The organism is Streptosporangium fragile (genome assembly GCF_039534445.1).
GTDB classification, from domain to species: domain Bacteria; phylum Actinomycetota; class Actinomycetes; order Streptosporangiales; family Streptosporangiaceae; genus Streptosporangium; species Streptosporangium fragile.
Genome location: NZ_BAAAVI010000015.1, coordinates 137357 through 147258, shown reverse-complemented (window position 1 = coordinate 147258; position 9902 = coordinate 137357). Strand labels below are relative to the sequence as shown.

10 protein-coding genes are annotated in these 9902 nt (G+C 72.3%); 3 read left to right on the top strand and 7 right to left on the bottom strand.

The genetic code is table 11. The features are described 5' to 3' along the window. Positions 1-52: 52 nt before the first annotated feature. Positions 53-1069 (bottom strand): tetratricopeptide repeat protein, encoded by a 1017-nt coding sequence (locus tag ABD841_RS12855; RefSeq protein ID WP_344970941.1) that lies wholly within the window; start codon positions 1067-1069, stop codon positions 53-55. Between the two features lie 228 nt (positions 1070-1297). Between ABD841_RS12855 and ABD841_RS12850 the strand changes: the two genes are divergently transcribed. After that, positions 1298-1918, top strand: coding sequence for a TetR/AcrR family transcriptional regulator (locus ABD841_RS12850; RefSeq protein ID WP_344970938.1), 621 nt, complete (start codon positions 1298-1300; stop codon positions 1916-1918). Positions 1919-1950: 32 nt separating this feature from the next. Continuing rightward, entirely contained in the window at positions 1951-2238 is a 288-nt protein-coding gene (locus ABD841_RS12845; protein ID WP_344970936.1) for a YciI family protein, read from the top strand. Between the two features lie 252 nt (positions 2239-2490). Here the strand turns inward: ABD841_RS12845 and ABD841_RS12840 are convergent, their stop codons facing one another. From ABD841_RS12840 to ABD841_RS12830, 3 genes are all read right to left on the bottom strand, one after another. Further along, positions 2491-3894: a DUF6297 family protein gene (locus ABD841_RS12840; RefSeq protein WP_344970934.1), complete on the bottom strand. Its 1404-nt coding sequence runs from the start codon at positions 3892-3894 to the stop codon at positions 2491-2493. Further along, positions 3891-4532: a heme ABC exporter ATP-binding protein CcmA gene (ccmA, locus tag ABD841_RS12835; protein WP_344970932.1), complete on the bottom strand. Its 642-nt coding sequence runs from the start codon at positions 4530-4532 to the stop codon at positions 3891-3893. Before ccmA ends, ABD841_RS12840 begins: the two co-directional genes overlap by 4 nt. Before the next feature lie 287 nt (positions 4533-4819). Then, complete coding sequence (locus ABD841_RS12830) at positions 4820-5686, bottom strand: LysR family transcriptional regulator (protein ID WP_344970930.1); 867 nt, start codon at positions 5684-5686, stop codon at positions 4820-4822. Positions 5687-5761: 75 nt separating this feature from the next. Between ABD841_RS12830 and ABD841_RS12825 the strand changes: the two genes are divergently transcribed. Beyond that, a complete protein-coding gene (locus ABD841_RS12825; RefSeq protein ID WP_344970928.1) occupies positions 5762-6295 on the top strand; it encodes a cysteine dioxygenase family protein in 534 nt (177 codons plus the stop codon). A 204-nt stretch (positions 6296-6499) separates the two neighbouring features. Here the strand turns inward: ABD841_RS12825 and ABD841_RS12820 are convergent, their stop codons facing one another. From ABD841_RS12820 to ABD841_RS12810, 3 genes are read right to left on the bottom strand one after another with little or no spacing between them, the layout of a single operon-like run. Then, entirely contained in the window at positions 6500-7273 is a 774-nt protein-coding gene (locus ABD841_RS12820; RefSeq protein WP_344970926.1) for a PspA/IM30 family protein, read from the bottom strand. 9 nt (positions 7274-7282) lie between these two features. Further along, a complete protein-coding gene (locus ABD841_RS12815) occupies positions 7283-8014 on the bottom strand; it encodes a hypothetical protein (protein WP_344970924.1) in 732 nt (243 codons plus the stop codon). Further along, positions 8014-9858 (bottom strand): extracellular solute-binding protein, encoded by a 1845-nt coding sequence (locus tag ABD841_RS12810; RefSeq protein ID WP_344970922.1) that lies wholly within the window; start codon positions 9856-9858, stop codon positions 8014-8016. Before ABD841_RS12810 ends, ABD841_RS12815 begins: the two co-directional genes overlap by 1 nt. Positions 9859-9902: the final 44 nt, after the last annotated feature.

The following is a 9902-nucleotide window of genomic DNA, read 5'->3' as shown; positions in this document are numbered from 1 at the left end:
CCAGCCATTACTGGAAACGCTGGCTCCAACATCACGAAATCAGGCTGTAGTACTAGAGGCGCCTGGCCTCACGCTCCGCGGCGCGGGCCTCGTGGTGGCGACCGAGGTGCCTGAGCTGCTTGCCGAGCCAGGTCAGTGCGTCCGCGAGGCCGGCGCGGTGAGCGCCGGAGTCGGAGGCGGCCAGCGGGCGCAGCAGGTCGACGGCTTCCTCGGTCGCGGTCACGGCCTCGCGGTGGCGCCGGAGGTGCCCCAACCCGACGCCGAGGTTGTAGAGGCTGCGTGCGTGCCCGTCGGGCGATTCGACGTGCCGGCGGTAGAGAGCGACGGCCTCGTTCAGGGGGACCAGGGCGTCCTCGAACCGGCTGAGCGCCAGGAGGAGCCAGCCGAGGTTGTTCAGGGACGAGGCGAGCTGCGGCAGGCGCCTGGCGTCGGACGTCGCCAGGGCGCGGTGGATGTGCACGGCACGGTCGAGAGGGCCGAGGGCTTCGCCGTATCGGCCGAGCTTCGTCAGCACGAAAGCGAGGTTGTGCAGCGGAGATGCCATCGCGGCGGCGGCCGATTCTCCGTCCAGGACGTCGATCACTTGCCGGAAGAGAACGAGGGCGTCGTCGAGGCGTCCCGCCCTCATCAGCCGCATGCCCTCGTCATGGCGGCCCATCTCGCCCAGCTTGATGCCGATGAACTCCAGTGACGAGACCAGTTCCGGGCCGGCCGAGGCGAGGTGGCGACACAGCTCGACGGCTTCTCGCATGGGAACGAGGGCGTGGTGGTGATGGCCGAGCTCGGCCAGCTGGTTGCCGAGGTTGATCAGCGACGAGGCGAAGGCCGAGGCGTATTCGTCGGGCTTTCTTCTGGTCAGGTCACGGTAGAGGTCGACGGCCTCCCGGGCGACCGGCACCGCGTCCTTCCGACGGGCCGACAGGCCGAGGAGGAGGGCATGGGCGTCCAACGCGCTCGCCAGGCCGGGAGAGTGACGGTCGGGATCGGCCTCGACGAGCCGCCGGTAGCGGCGCACCTGCTGCTCCGTCTCGGCCAGCGCTCGCGCTAACCCCTCATGCGGGTGTGACACTCGCTGGCACCGCCTCTCCGAACCGGCCGACCACCAGGGCAACGCGCGGGCGTCGCAGCGGAAGCCGTCGCTTGGCCTGCCCGAACATCTTCACCACCGTGATGCCTTCGGCTCAACCATGCCCTCCCGAGTTGACATCGCGTAGGACGACTGTCCTAATACTCCTCCTGGGACGGCTGTCCTGGAGCGGTTCTGTGAGGTGACCGGGAATGCGGGAGGTGCGAGGCAGTGGGTGGTGCGACGACCCGGGAGCAGATCGTCGAGGCGGCCGATCAGCTGTTCTACCGGCAGGGGTATGAACACACGTCCTTCGCGGCGATCGCGCAGGCCGTGCACATCTCCCGGGGGAACTTCTACTACCACTTCAAATCCAAGGACGACATCCTGGGCGCGGTGATCGCCGCGCGGCTGGACGCCAGGCGGCGGATGCTCAAGCAGTGGGAGGCCGAGGAGGCCGATCCCCTCGGCCGGATCCGCAGGTTCGTCGAGATCGTGGTGACCAACCGCGCCGACATCCAGAGCTACGGCTGCCCGGTGGGCACCTTGACCACGGAGCTGGCCAAACTCGAGCACCCCGCACTGGACCAGGCCGGCGGCCTGTTCACGCTTTTTCGGGCGTGGCTGCGCGAGCAGTTCACGCGACTGGGACACGAGACGCAGGCCGATGCGCTGGCGATGCACGTCCTGGCCTTCAGCCAGGGCGTCGCCACGCTGGCGCACGCCTTCCGGGACGAGGACTTCATCCGCCGCGAGGTTCAGCGGATGCACCACTGGCTGAGCCGGTACGCCGCGGACCCCGACAGCGCCACCGGCGCCGTGCCCGACGACACCGCGTCGGCGAACGCCTGACGCGGCCACTTCCAACGATCGGAGAGACATACATGTTCGTGGTGTTGCTGCGGTTCTCCGCCAACAAGAGCGCTGCGGAACAGCACATGCCCGCTCATCAGGAGTGGATCGAGCGCGGTGTCGACGACGGCGTGTTCCTGCTGGTCGGCGGCATCCAGCCGGGAGCGGGCGGCGCGATCGTGGCCCACGGCACGTCGCGGGAGGAACTGGAGGCTCGCGTGGCGGCCGACCCGTTCGTCGAACAGGACGTCGTCAGCGCGGAGATCGTCGAGATCGCGCCGTGGCTGGCCGACGACCGGCTGAAGTTCCTGCTGGCCTGAGAGCCTGCCCTGACAGGGCGGGGCCGCCGCATGCGCCCCGGTCCGGGTCCGGGGCGCCACCGACGGTGCTCGCCTGCCATGGCACAAGGCGCAGGTCCAGGGGCGGTGAGGCCACAAAGACCTCAGAGGACCCGAGGCTTGTCTCTTACTCCGGCCCGGCACCCGCCGGGGCGGACCGCCTCGGCTCCGGCTTCCCGTGCCTGGACCGCGCACCGGTGAGGTCTTCCCGCGCGGGGTGAGAGCCGGTGGCCGTCAGGCCCGGAGACGTCCGCCCGTCTCCGCCCGGAGCAGGTAGCCCAGCAGGGCGGCCGTCCCGGTCAACGCCTGGACGGTCAGGAAGGCGGTGAGGGCGGGCGGCTGGACGGCCAGCGCCACCACCAGCGGGAGGCAGCCGAGCACCGCGACGTCCACGCCGGTCATCCCCCAGATGAGCGGACCCGTCGGCACCGCCCCGCCGGCAGTCTCGATGACCGGCATCGTGTGGTCGATCGGCCTGCGGCGGGCCATCCGCAGGGCCCCGGCGGCCAGGGCGGGGGCGGCGAGCGGCCCGAACAGCCACCACGGGCCCGCCGCGAGCGCGCCCGACAGGGTCAGGCCGGTCAGGGCGAGGGTCAGCCAGGCGCCGCCCAGCAGTGCCGGCAGCGGTGACCGCGCGGCCAGCGCCGCGCGGGCCCCGACCCCGAGCAGCCGGGCCAGGGCGGGATTGTCGGCGTCGCGCCGCGCACCCCAGGTGCCCGCGACCGCGGCGGCCAGCGCCCCGGCGAGCACGGCGCCCAGCACCGCCGCGGTGGCGCCGCCGGCCGCGCGGGCCGCGAGCACGGGCAGGACGGCGGACCCGAACAGGGCGGCCAGCCGCCCGGGGCGCCGTCCCAGGCGGCGCCACTCTTGCCAGGCCAGGGCCTGCGGGGCGGGCAACCGCGGCCAGCGGCGCGAGCGCAGGACGCGCCCCCGCCAGTGGTTGTCCTCGGTGATCCAGGTCAGCGCTCCCGGATCCATGCCGACGGCCGCGGGGGCGAGCCCGGCCAGGAGCGCGCCCGGCGGCGCGGGCGCGTTCGTGAGGCCGGCCAGGAGACGCCGCAGCGGGCTGTTCACCGCCGCGAGCGTGGCTGCCACGGCCAGCAGCGTGGTCGTCACGAGAACCGCGTTCAGCCACGGCTCCCAGGTCGGCGACGACTGGGAGAGCACGGTCAGCGCCATGCCGCCGACACCCGCCGAGACGCCGAGGAGCACGGCCGTGACCAGCCGCAGCGTCAGCTGGTCCGGCGCGCCCAGGACGGCGAGCGCGCCGACGCCGAACGCGGCCCCGGCGAGCACGGACACTCCCAGCAGGAGCGCCGCCGTCCGTCCCAGCACGCCGCGGCGGTGCAGCGGGGAGAGCAGGAGCCAGGCGGCGTCGGCGGCGGGAAGCGCGACGGGGCCGAGGGCACGGGCGATGGCGAGGAAGCCCGCGTAGGCGAGCAGGACCAGGGCGAGCCCGGCACCCGCGCGCGACGGGTCCGCCGGGCGGCTGATCGCGGCGAGCGCGGACGAGATCGGCTGGGCCAGCACCACCCCCGCCATCGCCAGCCCGAACAGCGCCTCGTACCGGTCCAGCCAGCCCGCCGGGGTGACGGCGCGGGACCTGATGAAGGCGCGGACGTCACGGACCGCGGTCATCCCGTGCTCACCGCCTGCCCGGCCGCCAGCGTGACCTGCCGCGCCCGGGTGGTCTCGACGAGCCGGTGGTCGTGGGTCGCCATGACCACCGTGCCGCCCGTGCTCGCGTACTCCGACAGGATCGTGCCCAGGCGCTCGCGGAAGGCCTTGTCCAGTCCGCGCTCCGGCTCGTCCAGGAGCAGCAGCCTGCTCGGCCGCAGCAGGGCGGCCGCCAGGGAGAGCCGCTGCCGCTGGCCGGTGGAGAGGGCCAGGGGGGACGCGTCCGCGCGCTTGCGCAGGTCGAACAGGTCCAGCGCCGCTCCGACCGCCAGCCGGGCCGGGGAGTGGACGGCATGCGCGAGCTCCAGGTGCTCGCGGACCGTCAGCCCCGGGTACCAGGCCGGCTCGTCGCCGACCAGGGCGACGTCGCGCCAGAAGGCGGCGTCGTCCCGGGGTGGGCCGCCCAGGACCCGCAGCTCGCCGGAGGTCATGGGGTGCAGCCCCGCGAGGCAGCGCAGCAGCGTCGACTTCCCCGCGCCGTTCGCACCGACGACCGCGACGACCTGACCGGCCGCGGCCGTCAGACTGACGTCGCGGAGAACGGGATCGCCGCCGAGTTCCACGGTGACATCGCGGATCACAACGATCGGTATGGACACCACCCGAGGCTAGCCAATCGCAGGCTCGACCGCTCGGGACGTCCGCGGATCCGGCCGTCCGTTCGGGCCGTCCGTTCGGGCCGTCCGTTCGGGCCGTCCGCCGGAACGGCCGCGATGAACGGGGCGGACGCCGCCGCCCGCGCATTCCGTCGCGGCGGCCCGTGCGGGTCCTCATCGGCACGGCGGCGGCCCGTGCGGGTCCTTCGCGGCACGGCGGCGGGGCCGTCGGCGTCGCCCTCGGGACCGGCGGTGACGGCGGTTCGCGCGTTCTGTTCGAGGCCGGGGAGCTATGGGTTCGTCACCGAGGCGAGGGCGGTCATCAGAGCGACGGTGGCCGGTGGGTCGGGGGGCTCGCCGTAGGTGGCGGCGTAGACGTGGCGGGTCGAACCGGGGATCTCGATCGCGTTCACCTCGGCGTTGCGATGGGACCGCAGGGCGAGACCGGGCAGGACCGTCACCCCCATCCCGGCGGCGACCAGGGCCTGGACGGCGACGACGTCGTCCGTCGTGAAGGAGATCTCCGGTTCGAAGCCCTCCCTGGCGCACAGGTCGAGCAGGTGGCTGCGGCACCGGTCGCAGCCGCCGATCCACCGGGAGCGCCGGTGCGAAGCCAGGTCACCGGTCCGGTCCGAGGTGACCAGGTAGCTGGGGTCGTCCAGCAGGTGGGTCAGGCGGATGCCCTCGTCCTCGGGGGCGGTGTCGTCGTAGCGGAAGATCACTGCCACGTCCACGTAGCCCGCCCGGAGCATGCGCAGCGCGTCGGGCGGCTCGGTCTCGGTCAGCCGCAGTTCCAGGCCGGGGTGCCGCTCGGTGAGGGTGGCGGCGGCCCGGGGCACGAACGTCCCCAGCGCCGAGGGGAAGGCGGCCAGCCTGACCCGGCCCGCGCGCAGGCCCACGTGCGCGGAGAGCTCGGCCGAGGCCGAGTCGATGCGGCCGATGATCTCGATGGCCCGCTCGGCCAGCAGCCGGCCCGCCTCGGTCAACCGGATGCCCCGGCCGGCCCGCTGGACCAGCTTGGCCCCCGTCTCGGCTTCGAGCTTGGCGAGATGGTGGCTCACCGAGGGCTGCGAGTAGTGCAGCTCCCTGGCCGCCGCGGTCACCGAGCCGTGCCTGGCCACCGCGGCCAGGACGCGGAGCCGCACGAGATCAAGCATTTATTAATCATATCTATGAATGAAGCGAAAAATAGGCATTAGACCTTATGGGTGCGCCGGGCGCACCCTGAAACCATGACAACGATGACGCTCACCCGCCCAGGCCTGCCGGAGCTGGTCACGGGGGTCAGGGAGCTCGTCAGCCCCTCCGCCGGACCGCGGGCGACGGCTTTCGCCGTGGCCGACCTGCTGCGCCGGTGGTTGCCGCCCCCGGAGATCCTCACCGCGCAGGAGCGCCTCGGGGACCCTGACCGCTACGTCGGCCACACCCTCCACGCCGAGACGGCGTTCTCGATCGTGGCCGTGGTCTGGCGGCCCGGCCAGAGGACCGCGATCCACGACCACATCGCCTGGTGCGTCTTCGGCGTGCTTCAGGGCGTGGAGTACGAGACGCTCTACCGCGACCACGGCGACCACCTCACCGAGATCGGCCGCGCGGCCAACCGTGTCGGCGAGGTCAGCGGCTTCGCCCCGCCCGGTGACATCCACCGGGTCCACAACACGGGTGACGAGACGGCCATCTCGCTCCACGTCTACGGTGCCGACCTCAGCGCCGCGCCCAGCAGCATCCGCCGCGTGTACGACCTGCCCGTCCTGCCCGCCCGCTGACGCGGCCACCAACCGCGGGAAGCGCATCGGGAGAGACGTGGCAGACCGAGGCCGTCACCCGTCGCCCGTCGCCGGAGATCGTCCAAAGACCGTCAGAGACCGTCAGAGACCGTCAGAGACCGTCCAAAGACCGTCAGAGACCGTCAGAGACCGTCCAGAAATCGCCGGAAGGCCGCCGGAAGGGCACAGGCCAGGCCGGGGCCGTCATCTCTCCACCTCGGGCCTGCCGCCCGGATTCCCCGCTCCCGGCTCGCCGCCCAGGCCCAGACTCTCCCTGATGGCCTCCAGCCGGGCGGCGCCCTCGGCGTCGATGGCGGCGCGCTCGACCTCGATCATGCGGGCCTCGACGGAGTTGGATGTCAGCTCGGCCTCGCCCAGGGCGCGGGCGTACCGCTTCTCGATCTTCTCGCGGACCTCGTCCAGGGTGGGGGTGTCGCCTGTGGGGGTGAGCCCGGACAGGTCGCCCATCGCCCTGTTGAGCTCCTCCTGAACCTTGGCCTGGTCGAGCTGGGAGAGCAGGCGCACCCGCTCGGCGATCTTCTTCTGCAGGGCCATGGCGTTGGTCTCGACCGCCGCGCGGGCCTGGTCGGAGGCCTGCCGGGCCCGCTCGTGCATCAGCCGGGAGTCCTGCAGCGCGGTCTCGGCCGCGACCAGCCGGGAGGCGAAGGCACGGGCCGAGTCCTCGTACGATCGGGCCTTGTCCTCGTCGCCCGCGGCGCGCGCCCGCTCGGCGAGCAGGATCGCCTGGCGGGCGTTGGCCTGCAGCTTCTCGGTCTCCTCCAGCGACCGGGCGAGCTTCAGCTCCAGCTCGCGCTCGTTGCCGATGACCGCGGCGGCCTGCTGGCTCAGCCGCCGGTGCTGTTCCTTCGCCTCCTGGATGGCCTGCTCGATCTGGACGCGGGGGTCGCTCAGCTCGTCCAGTCGCCCGGAGAGGGCGAAGACGAGATAGCGCCAGGCCCGGCGGATGACCTTGAACATGGGGGCTCCTTATCGGTCCAGCGCGTCGCGCGTGATCTGCTCGGTTTCGTGCAGGCCCCGGCGCACCCCTTCGAGGGCGTCGGCCAGTTCGTCCAGCACCCGGGCTGGCTCCAGCGGACCGCCCGCCGACAGGGCCGACAGTTCCACGACCCGGGCGAGCAACTCCTCGATGCTGATCGCGCTCGACTCCATCCGGGCGAGCACCTGCTCCCGGGCCGTGGAGAGCCGCTCGACCACGGCCTGCTGGGAGGCCAGCGAGGCCAGGGCGCGGTCGATGTCCTCGACCAGCCCCTCCCGGGCCTTGCCGCGGGCCCGGGTCAGCCGGGTGCGTTCCTGCCGGAGCCTGGCGAGGTCGAACCTGTCGAGCGCGGTGCCGGTGAGCGAGGCCTGTTCGGCCAGCCGCTCCAGCGTGGCCACCGAGTCGTCCACCTGGGGGCGCATCCGCGCGATCCGCTCGGCCAGCGGGCCGTGGCGAAGCGAGGCGCTCAGCTCGCCGAAGCCGCGCGCCGCCGTCCCGGCCCGCCGGAGCCAGTACTCCTCCTGGCTGCCCGCGGTGACGGCCGGCTCCGGGCGGCCCCCGTCGCCCTGCAGGGCGGCGATCCCGGCCTTGGACAGCCAGATGACGACGCCGACGAACCCGGCGGCGGCCGGGTGCACGCTGACGGCCCAGGCGGCGCCCGCGGCGGTCGCGCCGAGCAGCAGGCCCCACGGATCCTTGAGTTCTTCGACGAAGCGCCCCATCAGAAGTTGGATATCACCGCGGTGAACACCTGGTCGATACTTCCGGGTTCGCGAGAGTCGTACGCCGCCGCGCTGGTCGTCTCGGAGATCTTCCGGAGCACGTCGAGGTCGGCGTCCTGGCCGTAGGCGATCGTGAACACCCGCACCGTCTCCTGACCCGCCTCGGTGCGCAGCTCGGGCAGCAGGTTCTCCAGGGAGAGGCTGTCGACGTCCTCGTTCTTGCCGTCGGTGAGGAAGACCACCGCATTGATCGCGTCGTCTTTCCGCAGCTCGCGCACCTTCTGGTAGGCGGCGAGCGTGGTGTCGTACAGGCCGGTGCCGCCGTCGGGGGTCAGACCCTCCAGCCTGGCCCGCAGGTTCTTGCGCTGGGCGTCGTCGACGACGGCCGGCGGGGCGAGTTCGAGGTGGTCCTTGTCGCCGTCGCGCTTGGTGGAGAACATCCACAGCCCGACCTTGTCGTGCGGGCCGAACTGGGGCAGCGCGTTGATCGCGGCCTGCTTGGCCAGGTCCAGCTTGCTCTTGCCGGTGCCGGGCACGGGGGCGCCCATCGAGCCGGAGACGTCGATCACCATGAGGACGTTCGCGGGCTTGCGCAGATCGGCCCAGCTGGCCAGGACCTTGTCGAGCACGTTCGGGGCGGGCGGGCTGAGCGTCGTCCTCGGTTCGGCGGGCAGCAGGCCGTTCTCCTGGGTGATCAGCTTGCCGGCCTTGCCGTCGTGCGAGCGGAAGGCGAACTCGGCGAACCGCGCCTGCTGCTCCGGCGCCTGCAGATGCGCCAGGAAGTCGGCCGCGACCTTGCGCTTGGCCTCGTCGACCCACGGCGCGGTCAGCACCGCGTACGGGTTGTCGGAGTAGAGCGTGCCTTCCTTGGGGTAAATGGCCGCCAACGGCACCTTCGGCTTGCCGTGCTCGCCCAGCGTCGCGGGGGCGCCGGTCGGGTTGCCCTGGTTGTAGTCCCAGACGGACTTCTCCTCCACGGCCACCGCCGAGATGTAGCTCAGGCCCGCGCCCGCGTCGTCGGCCCGTTGCAGGTTCGACAGGAACGTCAGCGTCGTGTCGCCGTAGTGCACGATCGAGCGCTCCACGCCCTGCACGAACTTCCTGGTCCTGGCATCGGCCACGTTCTTCTCCGACAGGTCGCCGGACAGGCCGGTCGCCGCGAAGTAGGCGCCGATGGTGGCGTTCAGGCCGCTGGTGGAGAAGTTGGGGTTGGTCTTGCCCAGCTTGAACCGGCCCCACTCGGGGTGACCGTACTCGGCCCAGGAGCCGGCCGACAGGTCGAGCAGGTCGGACCAGCCGAGCTTCTTGCCCGGCCAGCCGAGCGCCTCGGCCATCGGCTTGGGCATCGCGATGACCAGTGGCGTCTTGGCGATCGACGGGTTCTCGGCGGCGACGAGGGAGTCCGCGTCGGCGTCCGAGGCGCGTTGCCGGAGCAGCGTGATCCAGCCGCTGCTCGCCGGGGACCAGACGTCGGGGCGCGGGCCGTCCTGGCGCTCGTCCCAGCCCCTGGCCAGCGCCTGCATGGCGCCGCCGCTGGCCTTGGTCACCACGACGACCTCGGCGCAGCGCCCGTCGACCCGCCGGCCGTTGTAGTCCGTGGCGATCTTCCTCATCAGTTCGGCCTTCTCCGACGAGGCGGCCACGGTCAGCGTGACCCCGTCACCGTCACAGACCTTCACCTGCCCACCGGCGTCGGATGGGTCGTCCGGCCTTCCGGACACCCCCGAGCCGGACGCCCCCGCGCCGACGAACATACGCAGGGCCACGATCAGAGCCCCGGCGAGGATGATCGCGACGATGAACGGAGCATAGTTCCTACGCCGGCGCTGCGGCTGCTGGTACACCCCTGCCTCCCCGGAAGTGTCGGTACTTGTCCGACGAATGAGGC

What these genes read in the sequence shown, in the direction of transcription:
- ABD841_RS12845 (WP_344970936.1), top strand. Translation starts at nt 1,951, where the DNA reads ATGTTCGTGGTGTTGCTGCGGTTCTCCGCCAACAAGAGCGCTGCGGAA.
- ABD841_RS12815 (WP_344970924.1), bottom strand. Translation starts at nt 8,014, where the DNA reads ATGGGGCGCTTCGTCGAAGAACTCAAGGATCCGTGGGGCCTGCTGCTC.
- ABD841_RS12820 (WP_344970926.1), bottom strand. Translation starts at nt 7,273, where the DNA reads ATGTTCAAGGTCATCCGCCGGGCCTGGCGCTATCTCGTCTTCGCCCTC.
- ABD841_RS12840 (WP_344970934.1), bottom strand. Translation starts at nt 3,894, where the DNA reads ATGACCGCGGTCCGTGACGTCCGCGCCTTCATCAGGTCCCGCGCCGTC.
- ABD841_RS12825 (WP_344970928.1), top strand. Translation starts at nt 5,762, where the DNA reads ATGACAACGATGACGCTCACCCGCCCAGGCCTGCCGGAGCTGGTCACG.
- ABD841_RS12830 (WP_344970930.1), bottom strand. Translation starts at nt 5,686, where the DNA reads ATGCTTGATCTCGTGCGGCTCCGCGTCCTGGCCGCGGTGGCCAGGCAC.